Source organism: Salmonella sp. 2020_1395 (assembly GCF_043848115.1).
GTDB classification, from domain to species: Bacteria; Pseudomonadota; Gammaproteobacteria; order Enterobacterales; family Enterobacteriaceae; genus Salmonella; species Salmonella enterica.
This window is the reverse complement of record NZ_JBCMFH010000008.1, coordinates 23,591-43,622: the sequence shown is the minus strand read 5'-3', so window position 1 is coordinate 43,622 and position 20,032 is coordinate 23,591. Positions and strand designations below refer to the sequence as shown.

The 20,032-nt window shown below is 52.1% G+C and carries 18 protein-coding genes; 6 read left to right on the top strand and 12 right to left on the bottom strand.

The genetic code is table 11. From position 1 onward, the window contains the following. Positions 1-4: 4 nt before the first annotated feature. The gene (folE, locus tag ACH0WD_RS14370; RefSeq protein WP_001139611.1) at positions 5-673 is read right to left on the bottom strand and encodes a GTP cyclohydrolase I FolE; all 669 of its coding nucleotides are present in this window, start codon (positions 671-673) and stop codon (positions 5-7) included. Between the two features lie 329 nt (positions 674-1,002). Here folE and fghA point away from each other — a divergent pair, with 329 nt between their 5' ends. After that, positions 1,003-1,860, top strand: a complete 858-nt coding sequence (gene fghA / locus ACH0WD_RS14365) for an S-formylglutathione hydrolase (protein WP_000425488.1) — start codon at positions 1,003-1,005, stop codon at positions 1,858-1,860. Here fghA and ACH0WD_RS14360 read toward each other — a convergent pair. Both ACH0WD_RS14360 and ACH0WD_RS14355 read right to left on the bottom strand, forming a co-directional pair. Beyond that, positions 1,849-2,238 (bottom strand): helix-turn-helix domain-containing protein, encoded by a 390-nt coding sequence (locus tag ACH0WD_RS14360; RefSeq protein ID WP_000876817.1) that lies wholly within the window; start codon positions 2,236-2,238, stop codon positions 1,849-1,851. The two genes, fghA and ACH0WD_RS14360, sit on opposite strands and share 12 nt — an antisense overlap. Positions 2,239-2,242: 4 nt before the next feature. After that, positions 2,243-3,610 carry an L-serine ammonia-lyase gene (locus ACH0WD_RS14355; RefSeq protein ID WP_001518989.1) on the bottom strand — a complete coding sequence of 456 codons (1,368 nt, stop codon included), beginning with the start codon at positions 3,608-3,610 and terminating at the stop codon, positions 2,243-2,245. A gap of 216 nt (positions 3,611-3,826) precedes the next feature. On the opposite strand from ACH0WD_RS14355, the gene serB reads away from it, so the two are divergent. Then, a complete protein-coding gene (gene serB, locus ACH0WD_RS14350; protein ID WP_000022914.1) occupies positions 3,827-4,714 on the top strand; it encodes a phosphoserine phosphatase SerB in 888 nt (295 codons plus the stop codon). Between the two features lie 32 nt (positions 4,715-4,746). Further along, positions 4,747-6,069, top strand: a complete 1,323-nt coding sequence (locus ACH0WD_RS14345) for an MFS transporter (protein WP_000023806.1) — start codon at positions 4,747-4,749, stop codon at positions 6,067-6,069. Positions 6,070-6,112: 43 nt separating this feature from the next. Here the strand turns inward: ACH0WD_RS14345 and cirA are convergent, their stop codons facing one another. From cirA to yieE, 3 genes are all read right to left on the bottom strand, one after another. Then, a complete protein-coding gene (cirA, locus tag ACH0WD_RS14340; RefSeq protein ID WP_000488251.1) occupies positions 6,113-8,104 on the bottom strand; it encodes a catecholate siderophore receptor CirA in 1,992 nt (663 codons plus the stop codon). Positions 8,105-8,449: 345 nt separating this feature from the next. Continuing rightward, positions 8,450-9,919, bottom strand: coding sequence for a lysine-specific permease (gene lysP / locus ACH0WD_RS14335; protein WP_000535000.1), 1,470 nt, complete (start codon positions 9,917-9,919; stop codon positions 8,450-8,452). Between the two features lie 189 nt (positions 9,920-10,108). After that, entirely contained in the window at positions 10,109-10,972 is an 864-nt protein-coding gene (gene yieE, locus ACH0WD_RS14330; RefSeq protein ID WP_000548316.1) for a DNA-binding transcriptional regulator YeiE, read from the bottom strand. A 120-nt stretch (positions 10,973-11,092) separates the two neighbouring features. Between yieE and ACH0WD_RS14325 the strand changes: the two genes are divergently transcribed. Beyond that, complete coding sequence (locus ACH0WD_RS14325) at positions 11,093-12,142, top strand: YeiH family protein (protein ID WP_000137966.1); 1,050 nt, start codon at positions 11,093-11,095, stop codon at positions 12,140-12,142. 78 nt (positions 12,143-12,220) lie between these two features. After that, positions 12,221-13,078: a deoxyribonuclease IV gene (nfo, locus tag ACH0WD_RS14320; protein WP_000873914.1), complete on the top strand. Its 858-nt coding sequence runs from the start codon at positions 12,221-12,223 to the stop codon at positions 13,076-13,078. A gap of 64 nt (positions 13,079-13,142) precedes the next feature. On the opposite strand, the gene fruA is transcribed toward nfo, so the two are convergent. The 3 genes from fruA to fruB are packed head-to-tail and all read right to left on the bottom strand — an operon-like array spanning position 13,143 to position 16,916. Further along, positions 13,143-14,831: a PTS fructose transporter subunit IIBC gene (fruA, locus tag ACH0WD_RS14315; protein ID WP_000854412.1), complete on the bottom strand. Its 1,689-nt coding sequence runs from the start codon at positions 14,829-14,831 to the stop codon at positions 13,143-13,145. Positions 14,832-14,847: 16 nt separating this feature from the next. Continuing rightward, on the bottom strand, positions 14,848-15,786 hold the full coding sequence (fruK, locus tag ACH0WD_RS14310) for a 1-phosphofructokinase (protein ID WP_000091249.1): 939 nt from the start codon (positions 15,784-15,786) through the stop codon (positions 14,848-14,850). Then, positions 15,786-16,916, bottom strand: a complete 1,131-nt coding sequence (gene fruB, locus ACH0WD_RS14305; protein ID WP_000487291.1) for a fused PTS fructose transporter subunit IIA/HPr protein — start codon at positions 16,914-16,916, stop codon at positions 15,786-15,788. Before fruB ends, fruK begins: the two co-directional genes overlap by 1 nt. Positions 16,917-17,285: 369 nt before the next feature. On the opposite strand from fruB, the gene setB reads away from it, so the two are divergent. Then, a complete protein-coding gene (gene setB / locus ACH0WD_RS14300) occupies positions 17,286-18,467 on the top strand; it encodes a sugar efflux transporter SetB (protein ID WP_000551926.1) in 1,182 nt (393 codons plus the stop codon). A gap of 64 nt (positions 18,468-18,531) precedes the next feature. Here the strand turns inward: setB and ACH0WD_RS14295 are convergent, their stop codons facing one another. From ACH0WD_RS14295 to ACH0WD_RS14285, 3 genes are all read right to left on the bottom strand, one after another. Next, on the bottom strand, positions 18,532-19,197 hold the full coding sequence (locus tag ACH0WD_RS14295) for a GNVR domain-containing protein (protein WP_001213884.1): 666 nt from the start codon (positions 19,195-19,197) through the stop codon (positions 18,532-18,534). Between the two features lies 1 nt (position 19,198). Then, the gene (locus tag ACH0WD_RS14290; RefSeq protein WP_001519564.1) at positions 19,199-19,321 is read right to left on the bottom strand and encodes a membrane protein; all 123 of its coding nucleotides are present in this window, start codon (positions 19,319-19,321) and stop codon (positions 19,199-19,201) included. Positions 19,322-19,708: 387 nt separating this feature from the next. Continuing rightward, complete coding sequence (locus ACH0WD_RS14285; RefSeq protein WP_001523448.1) at positions 19,709-19,963, bottom strand: YkgJ family cysteine cluster protein; 255 nt, start codon at positions 19,961-19,963, stop codon at positions 19,709-19,711. Positions 19,964-20,032: the final 69 nt, after the last annotated feature.

The following is a 20,032-nucleotide window of genomic DNA, read 5'->3' as shown; positions in this document are numbered from 1 at the left end:
TTAATCATGGATGATGGCGAACGGCACGCAGAAACTCCTGGCGCGTATTCTGGCTGGACTTAAACAATCCACCCAGCGACGTCGTCGTCGTGGCGCTGGTTGCGTCACGAATACCGCGCGCTTTCACGCAGTAATGCACCGCATCAATCGATACCGCTACATTATTGGTGCCGAGCAAGGTTTGCAGCGCCGTCAGAATTTGTTGGGTCAAACGTTCCTGAACCTGCGGACGCTGGGCGAAGAATTGCACGATGCGGTTAATTTTCGACAGGCCGATCACGGAATCTTTGGGGATATACGCGACGGTCGCTTTGCCATCAATGGTCACGAAGTGATGTTCACAGGTGCTGGTCAGCGTGATATCGCGGACGGTGACCATTTCATCCACCTTCATTTTATTTTCAATGAGGGTAATTTTCGGGAAATTGGCATAGTCGAGGCCGGCGAAAATCTCGTCAACGTACATCTTAGCGATACGATGCGGCGTTTCCATCAGACTGTCATCGCTCAAATCGAGATTCAGCAACTGCATAATCTCAGTCATATGCCCTGCGATAAGACTTTTTCGCGTTTCATTATCCAGTTCATCCATAGGCGGGCGCAGCGGCGTTTCCAGCCCCCGGGCAACCAGCGCGTCATGAACCAGGGCCGCTTCTTTACTGAGTGATGGCATTAATCGTGTTCTCCTGCAGGTGTGGCGCCTCTGCCCTGCATGGGGCAAAGTTTGTCAATATTGTGACAGTGTGATTATTGTGCGTGAGGTAGCGCACATAATCCAGTATTCACGCCCATAATTGTTGAAATTGTCGCTGCCTTTCATGACATCTTTTCCGGTGCGAGAATGCTGGCAGGACAAAGGGCATATTTGTTAACGCAACGTTATTTAAATGATGAAGCATGTTTATGTATTACGGAAGTGAAAGTTACTCACAACGCGGTGAATAATCTGTATTATGAAGAATCTGCATACCTTATCAGGTTCACCATAAAAGGAGCCCCCGCATGGAAATGCTCGAAGAGCACCGATGTTTTGGCGGCTGGCAGCAGCGCTGGCGTCATCATGCCGCCACGCTAAACTGCGCCATGACATTCAGCATTTTTCTTCCGCCGACTCAGGATAATGAACCGCCTCCGGTACTGTACTGGTTGTCCGGGTTGACCTGCAATGATGAGAATTTTACCACCAAAGCAGGCGCGCAGCGTATCGCAGCAGAACTGGGCATTGTATTGGTGATGCCGGATACCAGTCCACGCGGTGAACAGGTCGCCGACGATAGCGGATACGATTTAGGCCACGGCGCCGGGTTTTATCTCAATGCCACACAGCCGCCCTGGGCCAGCCATTATCGCATGTACGATTACCTGCGCGATGAGCTTCCGGCGCTTATCCAGACACAGTTTAACGTCAGCGACCGTTGCGCCATCAGCGGGCACTCGATGGGCGGCCACGGCGCATTAATCATGGCGCTGAAAAATCCGGGTAAATACACCAGCGTCTCTGCTTTTGCGCCTATCGTCAACCCCAGCCGCGTGCCGTGGGGAATCAAAGCGCTTACCGCTTATCTCGGCGAAGATGAATCAGCCTGGACTGAGTGGGATAGCTGCGAATTAATGCTGGCCAGCCAGCCGCAGGACGCCATTCCTGTGCTCATCGATCAGGGCGACAGCGATCAATTCCTCGCCGATCAGCTTCAGCCCGCCGTACTGGCGGAAGCCGCGCGGCAAACCGCCTGGCCGATGACGCTACGAATCCAGCCTGGCTACGATCATAGCTATTATTTTATTGCGTCCTTCATCGAGGACCATCTGCGCTTTCATGCCCGGTATTTACGGGACGAGCGTGAGACGTCACCAACATAATGAATTTTCCAGCGCCGCGCTGTAATTCACCTCCTCCGACTGCGGCGCGGAAGATTTATTATTTAAATCCGCGGCCTGCTGGCGTACCTGAAGGCGGCCGCTGCCCTCTCCGCCTTCATAACTTTCGTGAAAATTACGCAGCTCGGATTCAAACAGCACCGCATCGAGATTATGCAACTTATCCAGCGCCCGCAGGAGAGAAATTAACGTATCAAGATTGAGCCCTCCCCCCTTCTCGATACGCTTGATGGTAGCGATGCCAACGTGCGCGCGATCGGCAAGCTGCTGCTGGGTCATCGAAAGAGACAGACGCGTCTCCTTTAAGCGGGCGCACAACGACAGGATAATCTCGTCGTTATTCATCGTATTGTATTTCACGCTGTTACCCTCTCTTGCGCGGCTGAATTTTCCCCAGCGAACCATGATACGTTTCACGGTATTTAGCGCTCATGTCTTTACCGGTCTCGTACATCGCAGCAATGATCTCATCGAGCGAAATACAGGGTTCGCTTACGCGACTCATCGCCATCGTCGCCGCGTTTATCGCTTTCACGGCAGAGATGGCGTTTCTCTCTATGCAGGGAATTTGTACCTGCCCGCCCAGCGGATCGCAGGTCAATCCCAGATGATGTTCCATGGCAATTTCAGCGGCGCTCAGCGTTTGCTCCACGGATGCGCCCATCAGTTCAGCCAGGCCCGCCGCCGCCATTGAGCACGCCACGCCGACTTCCCCCTGACAGCCAACTTCAGATCCCAGAATAGAGGCGTTTTGTTTAAACAATATCGCGATAGCGGCGGCGGTCAGGAAGAAACGGGTCAGAGCACCGGGCTCCAGCGGCGTGACAAATTTATCATACCAGCAGAGCGCTGCCGGAATGATGCCGCACGCACCATTGGTTGGCGCGGTAACAATCTGTCCGCCGCTGGCATTTTCTTCGCTTACCGCAATCGCGAAGGCATTGACCCAATTCAGCGCGGTTAAAAAATCGCTGGCGGAACGGTTCGCCTGTAACGTCTTATGTAACGCACAGGCGCGCCGCGGTACCTGATAGGGGCCGGGTAATACCCCCTCAGTATGCAGGCCGCGATAAACCGCCTGCTGCATCACGTCCCATATTTGCGCCAGATAATTCTGCAACGTCTGTGGCGAGTGGCGGCACAGCTCATTTTTCATCATCAGCGCCGCCACGGACAGGCCATTACGTCGGCACAGCGCCAGCAACTGCGCGGCATGACTAAATTCAAAGGGCGACACTGTACGCAAAGGAAGCGATGGCGTCAGCGGCTCGCCATGTTTGCGAACCTGTCCGGCGCCGGTCGAAAACCAGGTCTCTTCATACACCGTGAAATAATCATCTCTGGCGCGAAACGTCATGGCATAAGGATGGCCTGGATGCGCCTGGTGATTGGCGATAATCTTGACTTTTATCGTGATTCCGCCCGCGTCGGAGAGCGGGAGTTCGATTTTGTTTTCATTTTCCGCACGCTTAATCACCGCCATATGCGAACGGAGATCGACATTCTCCGGCTGGCAACCCAGCAGCCCAAGATAAAGGGCGGTATCCACATTGTGGCACTTGCGGCTTAACGATAACGCGCCATACAGCTCGATTTCAATTTCCCGAATTAGCGGCAACGTCTCTTGTTCTCTGAGCAATGAAATAAAGTGACAGGCGGCGCGCATCGGCCCTACGGTACGTGAGCTGGATGGACCTATTACTATTTTGAATATATCAAGGCAACTCTCCATCGTTATATCAATCCTTTCAGTGTCATTCGCGTTTAGTAATAAATAACATCCTCGCACAGTTGGCATATCAAAAGTGATACCTTTTGTGTCTGAACTTTACCTGGTATCAAAAACAACGCTTTTTTAGCCCTTTTCTGGCTGTGATATCTGTGATAGCACGAGATTCCACGCCGCAAAAGAGCCATTATAATACCCGTAAATTAAGGGAGTTATCATATGAGCATTATTTATTTTATTACTACACAGGATATCGATACGTTTCAGAAAAAATTACAGGAAACGTTATTTAATGCCGTCACCATGCCGTTTCCGCTATTATTTGATAAACGTTATGCCGCGCTTATCAATACCGCTTATTTAAAGCTTACGCTGCCAGCGGAATGTCTGACGCCTGAATTTTATCGCTATTTACGCGAACTCTCATTGCAATGGCAGTTTGATTTTTTTATTAAGCCGCAGCCACTGCCTGCTAACGGTATTATCGCGTTTGATATGGACTCGACATTTATTGCGGAAGAAGGCGTGGATGAAATTGCCCGCGAGCTTGGCATGTCGACGCAAATCACCGCCATTACCCAACAGGCGATGGAGGGCAAGCTTGATTTTAACGCCAGTTTTACCCGACGTATCGGAATGTTGAAAGGCACACCGAAAGCAGTGCTGAACGCCGTATGCGATCGCATGACCCTTTCGCCAGGCCTGTTAACTATTCTGCCAGTCATCAAGGCCAAAGGATTTAAAACCGCGATTATCTCCGGGGGACTGGATATATTCACCCAGCGTCTAAAAGAACGGTATCAACTGGATTATGCCTTTTCGAATACGGTTGAAATACGCGATAACGTTCTGACGGATAACATTACCTTGCCGATTATGAATGCCGCAAACAAAAAACAGACGCTGGTTGACCTGGCTGCCCGGTTAAATATTGCCACGGAGAATATTATTGCCTGCGGTGATGGCGCCAACGATCTGCCGATGTTAGAACATGCTGGCACCGGTATTGCCTGGAAAGCGAAGCCGGTTGTACGGGAAAAAATCCACCATCAGATTAATTATCACGGTTTCGAATTGCTTCTTTTTCTTATTGAAGATGAATTATAACGCGACTCACCTCGCCGGAAGGGAATTTTAAAATGAGTATAAAAACATTTATTTTCAGCCAGCCCGATAAGCCGATTGTAAAAGAGAAAAAAGAGATAGACCAGACCTATAAAAAATTTCGTTTTGAGATTATCGCCTCGGTCTTTATCTCTTATGCCGTCTTTTATCTTACCCGTAAAAACTTCTCCGCCGCGATGCCGGCCATGCTGACGGAAACGTCGCTGACCGCAGAAGACTTCGCCATTATGTCTTCTATTTTTTACATTCTTTATGGCGCGATGAAGTTTGTCGGCGGGATGCTGGTCGATAAAATTAACCCGAAAGCCATGACCGGCCCAGTGCTGATTGGCGTGGGGATTGTAAATATTCTGTTCGGCTTTTCCGACAGCGTGGCGGCATTCTACGTGCTGTACAGTCTCAACGCGATCTTACAGGGCACCAGCTTTCCGCCGATGGCGAAAATTATGGCCTCGTGGTTTTCGAAAAACGAACGGGGACGCTGGTGGGCTATCGTTGAAGCGGCGCACAATATCGGCGGCAGCCTCGCGCCGCTGCTGACCAGTTTTGCTATCGCCTTTAGCGGTAGCTGGAAAATGGGATTTTATGTTCCCGGCGCCATTTCGCTGCTGATGGGGATAGTGGCGCTATTTACCATTAAAGATCGTCCCGGTACGTTAGGTTTGCCCAACGTGGGGCAGTGGCGTAACGACCCGACGGAACTGGCCCAGGTCAAGGCCAGCCCGGTCAACCTGAGCTTCTGGCAGATTTTTGTGAAATATATCCTGACCAATCCACTGGTATGGATCATTATTATCGGTGATATGTCGGTTTATATTGCGCGCACTATTCTTAACGACTGGCCGCAGATTTACTATTCGCAGGTTCACGGCTGGAGCCTGATAAAAGCGAACTCGATTATTTCCTGGTTTGAGGCGGGCGGACTGGCAGGTGGGTTGCTGGCAGGCTACTTGTCTGACTTTATGTTCAAAAGTAACCGCTGGATGACCGGATTAATCTTCGCGTTAGCGCTGTGCATATGCATCGTGCTGGTGCCGCTGGTTCAGGATACCTCTTACACCCTCACCGCGATTCTGTTCACCATCATGGGCTTCGCCTTATACGGACCGCATATGCTTTTTGCCGTCGGCTGTCTGGATGTGACCCATAAGGATGCGGCGGGATCGATTACCGGCTTTCGGGGATTGTTCAGCTATGTCGGCGCGGCAATGGCCGGTGTGCCGGTAATTATGGTGAAAAATAGCTGGGCGTGGTCGGGCGTTTATATCTATGCGTTAATCGCCATTCTGCTAACGACTCTGTCGCTGGCGCTGCTCTCCAGGCTGCATCGGTTATAACATTCTGGCGACAGCGGCAAAACGCGGCTGTCGCCAGTCTCTGTCAGAAACGGTAATCCACCGCCATAAAGTAACGACGTCCGTCTTCGGTATAACCGTAGTCGTCGCGTTTGAGATCTTTATCGCCCACGTTCAGAACGCCCGCACGCAGTTTAACGTTTTTCGTCGCCTGCCATGCCGCGCCGGTATCCCAGACCACGTACCCGCCCGGCGTTTTCGCCGTTGCGCTGTCGGCCCGCTTACGCCCGGTATAATTCCCTGATACGTAGAATGACCAGTCTTCGAGCTGCGCCGGTTTCCAGTCCAGCGTACCGTTCGCGGTGTGGAACGGCAGATCGGAAAGCGGTTTGTTCCCGCCATTACTGACGTCGCGTCCGTCGTTATAGGTGTAATTCAACGACAGTTTCCACGCCTCGTTAAACGGAACTTTCAACTCGGTTTCCACGCCCTGAATACGCGCTTTATTCACGTTGTAATAACGGAAGACCGGAACGCGCTGTCCCCGACTGTTGGTTTCGAAACCGACAAAGTTGGAATAGCCGGGCGCGGCGTTAACGTCAGGAGTACGGCTAATGCTGATGCGATTGTCCACATCGTTACGGAACGTGGTAACGCTCGCTTCCACGCCCTCCAGTATGCCTTCTTCGCCACGGTAATAAAGGCCGAGCTCCCAGCTTTCACTGGTTTCAGGTTTCAGATCCGGGCTACCGATAATGCGGCATCCGCCACGGCAGGAGTTGGTCGCCCAGTCCGGACTTAATTGCAATAGCGACGGCGCTTTAAAGGCCGTGGCCCACCCACCTTTCACCGTCAGGGTATCCGTTGCGTTATAGACCAGATAAGCACGCGGGCTCCAGTGATCGCCATAGGTTTCATGGTCATCCATACGAATACCGGTGGTCAGCGCCAGCGGTTCGAAGATGCGCCACTCATCTTCAAGGAACAGAGCGTACTGGCTGGCGGAGGTTTTAGTACTGGAACCGCCGGTCAGGTTCACCGCATCGCTCAGTTTATCGTGACGCCATTCGCCGCCGAAGGTGAGGAACTGGTTGACAGACGCTAACGGCAGAACGTATTTCCCGTCAATCGAATTGCTTTCTGACGTGATAGGGCTACTGTTGCCGGGGTTTTTGTTTTCCACTTTTTCGCCGTAGAATTTGAGCTCACTATTGCCGAGATCCCAACGTCCGTTATGGCTCAACGCATAGTTTTGCCGTTCCAGACGGTTTTTATCCAGCGAGTCGGAGTCCCGGTCCTGGCGATCAAAACCGTAGCCTGCGGTAACGTCATGATTTTCGTTTGGTGTCCAGGCAAACTCGACGTTTCCATCCCGGCTGGTAAATCCTTCAATGCGCGGCGTTTCACCCGTAGCGGTGGTGGCGGAACTCTGCTGCTCGTCTTTTTCGCGTTTCGCCAGGCTACCGTAGGCTTTCATTCCCAGCACGCCGTCGATCAGCGGACCGCTGGTAAAGAACTGACCGTTATAAGTATCGCCACGGTCGCGATGTTCCTGAATAGTGGAGTCAACCGTGACGCTGCCGTGCCATTTCTGACCAATTTTTTTGGTGATAATGTTGACCACGCCGCCCAGCGCATCGGAGCCATACAGCGAGGACATGGGGCCACGCACCACTTCAATACGTTCGATAGCGTCAACCGGTATCCAGTTCAGATCAAAATCATTATGGCGGAAGACCGCGTTACGGGAGTTAACGCGCTTACCGTCGATCAGGATCAGCGTATAACTGCTGTCCAGACCACGAATACTCACGCCTTTACGGTTATCCCCTTCGTTAGTGAGCTGTACGCCCGGCACCTCTTTCAGGACATCTTTCAGGTTTTGCACGGGCCTGCGCTGTAAATCTTGCTGGGTAATGACGCTGATACTTGCTGGCGCATCTTTCAGATTTTGTTCGATGGCGGACGCGGTAACGACCATGGTTTCACCATCATCCGTTGCCGCGGCAACCGGCCAGGCCAACGTAACTGCGGACATACAAAGCCCTACCCGAACGAAAGGGTTAAACCTAAACATTCCATTTCTCCATGAGGTAAATACGACAAAAAAAATCGGTTATCGCTCACAACGCATTACGTTTCGCCTGCGATAACGGTTATCACGGCGAACTCTTTTTATGCAGGCGAGTCGGGCTCATGAGTGACGGTCGCGCCCGAATCTTCATCCTTTCTGATTTCGAGCGTAACGATAAAGCAAACGATAATAATTATCAATTTAATTGTTAATAATTATGTCATTTGAACCAATCATAAAGAAAAAACAAAAAACCCTCTCGAATGAGAGGGTTAGAAGGGTCAGGTTCAGGCAGTCCGTGCCGGATGGCGGCATAAAGCCTATCCGGCCTATGACGAGAATACCGCGTTACTTTTTAACGCGTTCCGGGAAGTGCATTTCACTATAGCGCACGAAATGCGTACCTTTTATCAGCTTGTAGCCGAACCAGATAAGCAGGAACAGCGGAATACCGATATAGGTCGCCGCGACACCGCCCCAGTCGATGGTATCTTTCAGGAACGCTTCATAGTTCTGCCCCAACGTAATAATCAGGCACAGTACAAAGGCGAAAATCGGCCCCAGCGGGAAGAACCCGGAACGGTACGGCAAATCATTCACATCATACCCTTGTAACACGTAACCGCGACGGAAGCGATAATGGCTAATGGCAATCCCCAGCCAGGCGATGAAGCCCGTCATACCGGAGGTGTTCAACAGCCACAGATAGACCGTCTGGTTGCCGAACATTGAGGTCAAAAAGCAAAGACCGGCAATCACGGTGGTGGCATAAAGCGCATTGCGCGGTACGCCGCCGCGGGACAATTTCGCAAAAATACGCGGGGCCTTACCGTCACAGGCCAGGGTGTAGAGCATACGGGTCGAGGCATACATCCCGGAGTTACCCGCAGACAGTACCGCCGTCAGGATAACCGCATTCATTATCGCCGCCGCAGACAACAAGCCCGCATGCTGGAACACTAAGGTAAACGGACTGACGCTAATGTCTTTGACGTCGTTACGCAGCAGGTTTGGATCGGTATAAGGAATGATCAGGCTGATAATCAAAATCGCGAAAACATAAAACAGCAGAATACGCCAGAACACCTGACGCACCGCGCGCGGAATATTCTTCTCCGGGTTTTCAGATTCCCCGGCGGCAATACCAATCAGCTCAGTTCCCTGGAAAGAGAAGCCCACGATCATCGCGACGCCAATCATTGCCGCAAAACCGCCAGCAAAAGGCGCATCGCCCGTCGTCCAGTTGCTCCAGCCAACCGGCTCGACACCTTTAAAGATGCCGATAATCATCGCTACGCCAACGATGATGAAGATAATAACGGTCGCGACTTTAATTAACGAGAACCAGTACTCCGCCTCGCCAAAACCGCGTACAGAAATGTAGTTCAGCAAGAAAATGACGCAGAGGAATAGCGCGCTCCAGATCCAGCCCGGCGTGTCCGGGAACCACCAGCCCATCACCAATTGCGCGGCAACCAGGTCAACAGCGATAGTCACCGCCCAGTTGTACCAGTAGTTCCAGCCCAGTGCGAAACCAAAGCCTTCTTCCACATAGTTCTGACCATATGTCGCAAACGAGCCAGATACCGGCATATAGGCCGCCAGCTCGCCAAGACTGGTCATCAGGAAGTAGACCATCAAACCAATCAGAATATAAGAAAACAGCGCGCCGCCTGGCCCCGCCTGAGAAATTGTCGCACCAGATGCAACGAAAAGACCTGTCCCGATGGAGCCGCCAATGGCAATCATCGTCAGGTGACGCGCCTTTAATTCGCGACGTAGCGCGGGCGCTTCTGTGGTTTTAGTTTTGGAACCCATGTGAAAATGCTATCCATCCAAAAAATGAGGCGCGATTGTAACAGACGAAATACTATCCTTCCGACACAAATGCGCGGTTATAAGAGACCTTCATGACCGGCCACGGATTATAAGTAAAGCAGAGAATAACGTATACGTAAGCGGATACTAAAAATGGCGATGCCACCCGGGCAGCCCTCCTCTTCACCTTTATTCACAGTAACTCAAAAAACGCTGCAACGCGTTAGAAAGATGTTTCTGCCGATGATGAACACGCCACAACGTGCGCACCAGGCGCGGTAACGGCACCGCGACTTCGCCCAGGGTTCCCGCCTGGAGTTGTTCAGCAATCACCCGGCGCGATAAACAGCTTATCCCCAGTCCATGACGCACCGCATGTTTGATCGCTTCTGAATTCCCCAACTCCATCGCCATATGAAAGCGCGGCAAATGCGACAACAGCAAATAATCGACAATTTCCCGCGTACCGGAACCGCGCTCGCGTAAAATCCATGGGGATGCCGCAAGCTGTTCCAGCGTCACCGGCCCCTGCGTCAGCGGCGAGGACGGCGCGGCAAAGACCACCAGCTCATCTTCCAGCCACGGCTCAGAAATAATCTCTGTACTGTGACATGGTCCTTCAATCAGGCCGATATCAACCCGAAAATCCAGCACCGCGTTAATCACGTCCTGGCTGTTTCCCACGCTGAGTTCCAGCGGTAAGGCCGGATAATGCTGGCGATAGCGGGCAATCATGGCGGGTAAAATGTAATTGCCGATGGTGCTACTGGCATAAACCCGTATCGCGCCGTTATCTTCACGAAATAGCTGCTCAATTTCTACCGCTTGCTCCAGCAATGCCAGCGCGCGCGGATATAACAAGCGCCCATGTTCGTTGACCACCAGCCGTTTCCCCACCCGATCAAACAACTGTACGCCGAGCTGACCTTCCAGATCGGTGAGCGCGGCGCTAACGGCGGACTGCGATAATGACAGCATGACCGACGCCTGGGTTGTTGAACCGCTTTTCAGTACTTCAGCAAACACTTCAAGTTGTCGTAGCGTAATATGCATAGTCGTATCCCACCGATAGCGTTTCACTTACCACTTATAAAGATTAATTATAAATATATAATCAATTTTATTTTTAAACCAGATCACCGTAACCTTATTGTCCATATACAGGAGAAGGTTATGACAGAACTCACCTTGCAGAATCATCGTCGTACAATGTGGCATTTTATACCGGGGCTCGCTCTGAGCGCCGTCATTACAGGAGTCGCTCTGTGGGGCGGCGCTATCCCTGCCGTTGCAGGCGCGGGGTTCAGCGCCCTGACCCTGGCTATCCTGCTGGGTATGGTTATCGGGAATACCGTCTATCCACAAATATGGAAACAATGCGACGGTGGCGTGCTGTTTGCAAAACAACATTTACTGCGTTTAGGGATTATCCTTTACGGCTTCCGCCTTACCTTTTCACAAATCGCCGACGTGGGCATTAGCGGTATTGTGATTGACGTATTAACGCTTTCCAGCACGTTCATGCTGGCCTGCTTCTTAGGCCAAAAAGTCTTTGGTCTGGACAGGCACACCAGCTGGCTGATTGGCGCCGGTAGCAGTATCTGCGGCGCGGCGGCGGTACTGGCGACAGAACCGGTGGTAAAAGCGGAAGCCAGTAAGGTTACTGTAGCCGTCGCGACTGTCGTTATTTTCGGCACCATCGCTATTTTCCTTTACCCGGCAATGTATCCGCTGCTGGCGCACTGGTTCAGCCCGGAAACTTACGGCATCTATATCGGCTCAACCATGCATGAAGTCGCGCAAGTGGTCGCCGCGGGTCACGCCGTTAGCCCGGATGCGGAAAATGCGGCAGTTATCGCTAAGATGCTGCGTGTCATGATGCTGGCGCCGTTCCTGATCATTCTGGCGGCACGCGTTAAACAGCTTTCACCGGCGACCGGCGCGGAAAAAAGCAAAATTACCATTCCGTGGTTTGCTATTTTCTTCATCGTAGTGGCGATCTTCAACTCTTTCCACCTGCTGCCGAAAGCCGTGGTGGATATGCTGGTGACGCTGGACACGGTGCTGCTGGCGATGGCGATGGCGGCGTTGGGTCTGACCACTCACGTTAGCGCATTGAAAAAAGCGGGGGCGAAACCGCTGCTGATGGCGCTGGCATTATTCGCCTGGCTGATTATTGGCGGTGGCGCCATTAACGTCCTAATCCATAGCCTTATCGCATAAATTATTACGTTTCACGCCTGTTAACCCGTTATCATAGCGTTCGTAATGAACCGTTAGCGGGTTTAACAGGAGTCTTTTATGAAATACATCGGAGCGCACGTCAGCGCTGCTGGCGGTCTGGCTAACGCCCCTGCCCGCGCGGCTGAAATTGGCGCAACGGCCTTTGCGCTTTTCACCAAAAACCAGCGTCAGTGGCGTGCCGCCCCCCTTACTCCCCAGGTCATTGATGACTTTAAAATCGCCTGTGAAAAGTATCATTTCTCGGCGGCGCAAATTCTTCCCCACGATAGTTACCTGATTAATCTGGGCCATCCGGTCAGTGAAGCGCTGGAAAAATCACGCGATGCCTTTCTCGATGAAATGCAGCGCTGTGAACAACTCGGCTTAACCTTGCTTAATTTTCATCCCGGTAGCCATCTGATGCAGATTGCACAGGAGGATTGCCTGGCGCGGATCGCGGAATCCATCAATATTGCCCTCGCGCAGACCGAGGGCGTTACGGCGGTTATCGAAAATACAGCCGGTCAGGGCAGTAATCTGGGGTTTGAGTTTGAACAGTTAGCCGCCATCATCGACGGCGTGGAAGATAAGTCGCGCGTTGGCGTCTGTATCGATACCTGCCATGCCTTTGCCGCCGGATACGATCTGCGTACGCCAGAGGCGTGCGAAAAAACGTTCGCCGGATTCGGGAAAATTGTCGGATTTCAGTATTTGCGCGGAATGCACCTGAACGACGCCAAAAGCGCCTTCGGTAGCCGCGTTGACCGCCATCACAGTCTGGGTGAAGGCAATATCGGCCACGATGCGTTTCGTTGGATTATGCAGGATGGGCGTTTTGACGGTATTCCGCTGATACTGGAGACCATCAATCCTGATATCTGGGCGGAAGAGATTGCGTGGTTAAAAGCCCAGCAAATTGCCGAAGCGGTGGCCTGACGCTCAATGTTCTTCAGGCAATAAAAAAGGCAGAGCGCGCTCTGCCTTTTTTAGCGTGTTTCTCTTACGCCGCTTTTGCCGCGACTTCCGTCTCCGGACGTTTCAGGACGGCATAAGCCAGTCCTGCCACCAGCGTACCGGCCACAATTGCCAGCAGGTATCCCAATACCGGCGTAATTGCGCCTGGGATAAGCAGAACAAACAGACCGCCATGCGGCGCCATCAATTTTGCGCCTACCGCCATAGAAATGGCCCCGGTCAACGCGCCGCCAACGATACAGCACGGCAGTACACGCATCGGGTCGCGCGCCGCAAACGGAATAGCGCCTTCAGTGATAAAGCACAGCCCCAGCACCAACGCCGCTTTACCGCCTTCCTGCTGCGCTTTGTCGAACTTACGACGCGCCACCATCGTTGCCAGACCCAGCGCTAACGGCGGTACCATACCTGCGGCCATGATCGCCGCCATCGGCGCGTAAGTTTGCGTACTCAGCAGACCAACGCCAAACGCATACGCCGCTTTGTTCACCGGGCCACCCATGTCGGTACACATCATCCCGCCGAGAATCGCGCCCAGCAGCACCGCGTTTGCCGTCCCCATGGTTTGCAGCCAGTGGGTGAGCCCTTCCAGAATCCCGGCAACCGGTTTACCGATCAGGTAAATCATCGCCAGCCCCACCACCAGACTGGAAATTAACGGGATGATCAGGATTGGCTTCAGCGCTTCCATACTTTGCGGAAGTTTCAGTTTGGTACTGATAAGCTTCGCCATATACCCGGCAAGGAAGCCGGCAATGATCCCGCCGATAAAACCGGAACCGGTGCTAACCGCCAGCATACCGCCAATCAGACCTGGCGTAAGGCCTGGGCGATCCGCGATGGAGAAAGCGATATAACCCGCCAGTACCGGCACCATCAGCGCAAACGCCGAACCGCCGCCAATCTGCATCAGCGCCGCCGCCAGCGTGTCCGGCACCTTAAAGGCTTCAATACCAAAGGCGAAGGAAAGCGCAATACACAGTCCCCCGGCAACCACCATAGGCAGCATGTAAGAAACGCCCGTCAACAGATGCCGGTATGCGCCAGCGCTCTCTTTCTTCCCTTCGGTCGCCGCTTGCGATGCCTTACCCGCCGGTTGATACGGCGTTGCTTCCGCTACGGCTTTATCCAGCTCCTGCGCCGTCTTTTTCAGCGCCAGGCCGGTCGACGTGCGGTACATCGGGAGACCGGCAAACTTCGCCAGATCCACTTCGATATCCGCCGCCACAATCACTAAATCCGCTTCCGCCACCTCTTCCGGGGTGATGGCATTGCCGGCCCCCACGGAGCCGCGCGTTTCGACTTTTACCCACCAGCCGCGTTTTTTCGCTTCCGTTTCAATGGCTTCAGCCGCCATAAAAGTATGAGCGACACCGGTCGGGCAGGCCGTTACCGCGACCACGCGTTTCGGACCGCCGCTCGCCGCAGGAACAGCCGCAGCAGGGGCGCTGTAAGGGGTCGCATGGCTTTTGGCTTCACTCAGAAACAGTTCCGGATGCGCGACGGCGCGACCAATATCCCCCAGCCAAACCTTTTTGCCGTTCAGAGCATTGTCGTTCGGCAGAGATTCGCCCAGCACGATCGCCAGCTCAGCATCATTCGGATTGTCGATAATTTCCAGATTTGCTTTATGCGCCGCCGCTCCAAGCAGGGTTTTCGCCATGTAAGCGCGAGCCTGGCCGAGATTAGCGTCAATTATCAGCAGCGTTTTCATTATGCCTCTCCTGCTGTCAGTTAAACGGTTGTAAGTCGACACGCGCCATCATTGCGGCCAACTGAGGACGATCGGTAATACCCACATTGCTCTGGCTGACCGCCAGCGCGGCAACCGCCGTCGCCAGACGCAGCGTATGTTCGCTGGACTCGCGCATCAGCAGGCCGTAAATCAATCCGCCAACCATGGAATCGCCTGCGCCGACGGTACTTACCACGTCAACTGCCGGTGGTTTAGCGATCCATTCTCCTGAGGCGTTAACCCACAGCGCGCCTTCCGCCCCCAGCGAAATCACCACATGAGCGATCCCCTGTTCGCGTAACGCGTGCGCCGCATCAATCACATCTTTCATTTCCGGGAGCTTACGACCCGCCCAAATTTCCAGTTCGCGGCGATTCGGTTTCACCAGCCACGGCGCAGCTTTAAGACCGGCGACTAACGCTTCACGGCTACTATCAAAGATAATGCATGGACACTGGCTGCGCAGACGCGTCATCCAGTCGGTGAACGCTTCCGGACTCACGCCAGCCGGTAAGCTACCGCTGACGCAGACCATATCGAACTGGCCCAGCCAGCTCAGGGAGTCGTTAACAAAGCGTTCCCAGTCTGCGGGGGTCACGTCAAAGCCGGAAAAGTTGAAGTCGGTCACTTCGCCATCTTTTTCCGTCAGCTTCACGTTGATGCGGGTCCGGCCCTGAACCACCTGAAAGCGGTTAGCGATGCCCAGTTCGCTGAATAATTGCTGAAAACCGTCCTGGTTATCTTTACCGAGAAAACCGCCGACGGTGACGTCGATGCCTAAGTCTTTCAGCACTTTGGCAACATTAATGCCTTTGCCCGCCGCGTGCAGACCCGTGGTTTTCACCAGGTTCACTTCGCCGCGTTCGATTTCAGGGCAAAACCCAACCAGATCGTAAGCCGGATTAAGGGTAATGGTGGCAACACGCCTGCTCATTATGCGCCCTCCCCGAGACCGGCGGCGATCGCATCGCCAATCGCTTTCAGCGCCTGTTCAGCATCTTCACCCTGCGCGGTAAAGCGCAGACGATGGCCTTTCTTCACGCCTAATGCCACCACTTTCATCAGACTACGTCCGTTTGCCGGTTTGCCGGTTCCATCAAGGTTTGTCACGGTAATTTCACTGTTAAATTGTTTAATCGTATTCACCAGCATGGTGCCCGGACGGGCATGGAGACCATGCTCATTACGCACTACAAATTCCGCGCTCAGTACGTCATCCGTCAGCGCATCATCACTGGTCAGCAACGCCAGCAGCGTCGCGGCGTCGGCGCTCAGCAGACGATCGGCTTTATTGTTCAGCAACAGGTCGCCGAGGCGTTTTAGCACGGCAATCGGCTGCTCGTCGTTCATCGCGACAGTGACTAATAAGGCTGCTTTTTCACCCTCTACGTCAAACGCCTGGGTCGCACGGCTTACCGCAACAGCGCTGCGCAAATTGCCTTCCGCGCTGTCGTTCAGCCAGATGCCTTGCCCCAGATTCATCGGACTATCGTTAATCGTTTTTGCGACGAACGCCGCATCAACCGCTCCCGCCTCTTTCAGACGCGCCGCATTTAGCGCCTGCAATGTGACCAGCGAGCTGGCGATGACATCCAGCGTCATCGTCTCATTATCAAGTTTTAATTGTTCACTTTGCTTCTCGCCCATCAGCAATGCGCGCAGCTCTTCCGCCGTTGTCGCGGATTTCAGCTGTTCAGCCACGGAGTCATCGCTCAGCACATGCGTCAGCTGACGCAGCAGGCCAAGGTGTTCATCCGAACTGGCGGCAATACCAATCGCCACGTAGGCGACCTGGCCTTCTCCCCAGGTAACGCCCTGCGGAAATTGAAAGACCTGGACGCCGGTTTTCAGCACCTGATCGCGCGTGTCTGTTGTGCCATGGGGAATCGCAATACCATTGCCAAGAAAGGTCGAGGTTTGCTGTTCGCGCGCCAGCATACCGTCAACATAGCCGCCCGCCACATTCCCCGCCTGCTCTAACGCGGTGGCGATTTGCCGAATGGCCTCTTCTTTATTTCCGGCCTGCTCGCCCGGATGAATGTCCTGAACCGATAACTGGAACATGTGTCTCCTCTCCTGCTGAATTGAAACGATTCAGCCACTATGAGAAAAAAAGCGCCAATCTGAGTTATCAAAAAAACCAGATCGCGCTGAAACGTTTCAAGAAGTCTGGATCTTTCTGCTTCAGCACGCAAGAAAAGTTACCGGTTTTGTAGCAATTTTTTGAGGTGAAGCACATTTTTTCTCCAACAGACCCTCAATAGCTGACGCATAAAAGGCTTCAGCTTTTTTCTTTCAGCTTGCGTCAGCACCCCCCTGGTAACAAACTGGAATGCTATTTTGATTTTTCGTGTCGATTTTGATTCAGACGCCTGTTTATTTTCTGACGGGCAGCGTAAACTCCGCCTCTCTTCACACCACTGATATAGAAACATGCATAACAGTCCCGCCGCCGCTGCGCCTAAATCGTTTGACCTGGCGTCTACCGCCTTTTTGATCGTCGCTTTTCTCACCGGTATTGCCGGTGCGCTACAGGCGCCGACGCTCAGTATTTTTCTGACGGATGAGGTTCACGCCCGTCCCGGCATGGTGGGATTCTTTTTTACCGGCAGCGCGGTTATCGGCATTATCGTGAGCCAGTTTCTGGCGGGTCGCTCAGATAAAAAAGGCGATCGCAAAAAACTGATCGTTTTCTGTTGCGTGCTGGGCATGTTGGCCTGCGTGCTGTTTGCCTGGAACCGCAACTACTTTATTTTGCTGTTTATCGGCGTCTTTCTCAGTAGCTTCGGCTCTACCGCCAACCCGCAGATGTTTGCGCTCGCCCGTGAACATGCCGATCGTACAGGTCGTGAAGCGGTGATGTTCAGCTCAATCCTCCGCGCCCAGGTCTCATTGGCCTGGGTCATTGGGCCGCCGCTGGCCTATGCGCTGGCGATGGGTTTTAGCTTTACGGTGATGTATTTGAGCGCGGCGGTAGCTTTTATCGTCTGCGGCGTCATAGTGTGGTTCTTTTTACCGTCAATGCGCAAAGATGCGCCGCTGGCGACCGGCACGCTGGAAGCACCGCGTCGTAATCGCCGCGATACGCTGTTGCTGTTTGTCATCTGTACGTTAATGTGGGGAACTAACAGCCTGTATATCATTAATATGCCGCTGTTTATCATCAATGAGCTGCATCTTCCGGAAAAACTTGCAGGCGTGATGATGGGCACCGCCGCCGGGCTGGAGATTCCCACAATGCTGATTGCAGGTTACTTCGCCAAACGGTTGGGAAAACGCCTGTTAATGTGCATCGCCGTTGTCGCCGGACTGTGCTTTTATGCGGGGATGTTGCTGGCGCACGCACCGGCGACGTTGCTCGGCTTGCAGTTGCTGAACGCGATTTACATCGGCATTCTTGGCGGGATTGGCATGCTCTATTTTCAGGATCTCATGCCAGGCCAGGCGGGTTCAGCCACCACGCTGTATACCAATACCATTCGCGTCGGCTGGATCATTGCCGGTTCGTTGGCGGGAATCGCCGCAGAAATCTGGAATTATCATGCGGTCTTCTGGTTTGCGTTAGTTATGATTGTCGCCACCATGTTCTGCCTGGCGCGTATTAAAGATGTTTAACTTGCAAGCCTGATACTTTTACTCTTCGACACATTTCAGCGCAGAGTTTATCTCTGCGCAACGTTCATGCACGGTCATTCATTGTCTTTTTCTCAATACGATATTCTGTAAGCGCCCTCCTACATAAAAGACCGGTTATTGAGAAAATTACGCCCATCAGCCCGCAGAGGACCAACACCAGCCGCATCTTATATTTTGGTGTTACAGCAACATCTATCACTTCAATGTTAGCATTATTTTTAACCGCCTCCGACAACAATGATAGCTTTGCATATGTTTCCGTTTGTAACATATTTTTATGCACGCTATAACGTTTAATGTCACCGTCATCGATATACCATGCTGCCATTTTATCGACACTATTTTTCAGGGTGGAAATAATATTATTGACACTTTCTTCCCTCCCCTGCGCCTTAAAAAGAACAAGCTGTTTTTTCGCGTCAAAACTTATTTTATTTTTATATTCCGTAGGCAAGAAACGGCTAAACTGGTTAAGGATAACCGTTGTTTTACATTGAATATCATTAGTATAGCCACATAACGCATAGGTAGCAGGCGTATCCAGATTAGGTTTGATTGTCATACTCACAACCTTTGTATCATGCTGCACGCTCACAAAAACATAGCCAATGGCAACAAAAATAAAGGTAGCGATCATGATACTTAGCCATTTTCTTATAAGGAATAAGGAAACGTCGACTAAATCAATTTCACTATTTTCTCCCCGCATTTCACATCCCTTTTAAAACGCTAATAGTCAACCCGAATACTGAAATAACAAAAAGCAACACCAGCGTAAAAATAAACGCCCTGGCTGCGAACGTATATTTCTTCATAAGATAAAACCCACACATAAGAATTCGAGTATTTTAAAGGAAAATAACAATACATTCACACTGGTTATATCGATCGGTAAATACATCAATGATAGATATAAACTATCAAATTCATGATATCGATCGTTATAAATAATTAAAATCGATCAAAATTCCTCTTTTTAATAGATAAAAACTATCATATAAATAAAATTGATCGTTTTTGTTTTATGTGACGGTTCATTCGGTACACGTTCAGGCACCAACGGGATTGAGCGGCGACATCTACCGCTTCAGAAGCCACGAAATAAGGGAATCATGTATTACGCTATTTAATGGTAAAAGGAGGTAATTTGAGGCGCAGCTTTTGCAGACTATTTCGGGATATAACGTAAGCCCCTGCACGTTTATCAAAAACGGCATAGCTCATGGTAATGTTTTCTGTTCGAGTTCCAGCAAATAAATAATGGCCTCTTCCCGGGTCGTTAAACACATGTCCCCTGTCGGTTGCAAACCAGAGCACACTTTTGGGCGTAAAGGCGAGCCAAAGATAAGGCACAAGTTATCTTCCGAAAGCTGCACGCATCTGGTATTCATCGGCTTGCCATTCGGCATTCCGGGTATCGGCGACGAAATTGAAGGCGCAATACAGCAAGCGCCACAACCGCTACGACAGTCCATGCTCAGCCCTCTATTTATAACCAAATGAAAGATAACAGAATTTGTCCAAAGAAAAATCCAGATTTAAAA

Excerpts from the sequence above, each read along its gene's own strand:
- setB (WP_000551926.1), top strand. The coding sequence starts at position 17,286 with ATGCATAACAGTCCCGCCGCCGCTGCGCCTAAATCGTTTGACCTGGCG.
- ACH0WD_RS14295 (WP_001213884.1), bottom strand. The coding sequence starts at position 19,197 with ATGCGGGGAGAAAATAGTGAAATTGATTTAGTCGACGTTTCCTTATTC.
- ACH0WD_RS14345 (WP_000023806.1), top strand. The coding sequence starts at position 4,747 with ATGAGTATAAAAACATTTATTTTCAGCCAGCCCGATAAGCCGATTGTA.
- serB (WP_000022914.1), top strand. The coding sequence starts at position 3,827 with ATGAGCATTATTTATTTTATTACTACACAGGATATCGATACGTTTCAG.
- ACH0WD_RS14285 (WP_001523448.1), bottom strand. The coding sequence starts at position 19,963 with ATGGACTGTCGTAGCGGTTGTGGCGCTTGCTGTATTGCGCCTTCAATT.
- lysP (WP_000535000.1), bottom strand. The coding sequence starts at position 9,919 with ATGGGTTCCAAAACTAAAACCACAGAAGCGCCCGCGCTACGTCGCGAA.
- ACH0WD_RS14290 (WP_001519564.1), bottom strand. The coding sequence starts at position 19,321 with ATGTGTGGGTTTTATCTTATGAAGAAATATACGTTCGCAGCCAGGGCG.
- cirA (WP_000488251.1), bottom strand. The coding sequence starts at position 8,104 with ATGTTTAGGTTTAACCCTTTCGTTCGGGTAGGGCTTTGTATGTCCGCA.
- nfo (WP_000873914.1), top strand. The coding sequence starts at position 12,221 with ATGAAATACATCGGAGCGCACGTCAGCGCTGCTGGCGGTCTGGCTAAC.
- fruK (WP_000091249.1), bottom strand. The coding sequence starts at position 15,786 with ATGAGCAGGCGTGTTGCCACCATTACCCTTAATCCGGCTTACGATCTG.
- fruB (WP_000487291.1), bottom strand. The coding sequence starts at position 16,916 with ATGTTCCAGTTATCGGTTCAGGACATTCATCCGGGCGAGCAGGCCGGA.
- ACH0WD_RS14355 (WP_001518989.1), bottom strand. The coding sequence starts at position 3,610 with ATGGAGAGTTGCCTTGATATATTCAAAATAGTAATAGGTCCATCCAGC.
- yieE (WP_000548316.1), bottom strand. The coding sequence starts at position 10,972 with ATGCATATTACGCTACGACAACTTGAAGTGTTTGCTGAAGTACTGAAA.
- fghA (WP_000425488.1), top strand. The coding sequence starts at position 1,003 with ATGGAAATGCTCGAAGAGCACCGATGTTTTGGCGGCTGGCAGCAGCGC.
- fruA (WP_000854412.1), bottom strand. The coding sequence starts at position 14,831 with ATGAAAACGCTGCTGATAATTGACGCTAATCTCGGCCAGGCTCGCGCT.
- folE (WP_001139611.1), bottom strand. The coding sequence starts at position 673 with ATGCCATCACTCAGTAAAGAAGCGGCCCTGGTTCATGACGCGCTGGTT.
- ACH0WD_RS14325 (WP_000137966.1), top strand. The coding sequence starts at position 11,093 with ATGACAGAACTCACCTTGCAGAATCATCGTCGTACAATGTGGCATTTT.